This is a genomic window from Weissella sp. DD23 (assembly GCF_001579105.1).
GTDB classification, from domain to species: domain Bacteria; phylum Bacillota; class Bacilli; order Lactobacillales; family Lactobacillaceae; genus Weissella; species Weissella cibaria.
The window spans coordinates 312,185-312,687 of sequence record NZ_KQ970390.1; the positions used below are offsets into that span (position 1 = coordinate 312,185).

Annotated in this window: 1 protein-coding gene; it reads right to left on the reverse strand. The window is 47.5% G+C overall.

Annotated features, from left to right (window positions below; all coding sequences use genetic code 11):
• Positions 1-503, reverse strand: a 503-nt coding sequence (locus WEIDD23_RS14250) for a PTS transporter subunit EIIC (RefSeq protein ID WP_242865373.1), incomplete at both ends; no start/stop codon positions are given.

A 503-nucleotide genomic window follows, 5' to 3' on the forward strand; every position in this document is an offset into this window, starting at 1 on the left:
ATCCCGCCGAGTAGTGCACCTAGTAGGATGGCGTTAGTACCATTCAAGCTAGATAAAAAGCCGTTCAAGCCACTGTTAATGGCCGACATTGGAATGTTGATCAGCAACATTAAAAAGCCTGTTACGATAACACCCAGGACTGGGAAAAATAGAATTGACTTGATGCCATCTAGGGCTTTTGGCAAAAATGCGAAGGCTCGCTTAAGCATTAACATGACACCACCAGCCAAGAATCCGCCGACCAATGCCCCTAAAAATCCTGATGGCACAGGTTGGTGTGAAGCGTTCAAGCCAACATTGAAAATGCTGTACCCATTTGCAGCAAGCGCACCAGCCACGAAACCAGCCACTAGTCCTGGCTTTTCAGCGATTGAATAAGCAATGTACCCAGCCAGGACTGGGAGCATGAAGTTAAAAGCGGTATTACCAATTTGCTTAAAGAATGCAGCAGCGGGATGGTAAGTTCCGAGTTGCGATAAAGCGGATTGGGGAACGCCGAGTGT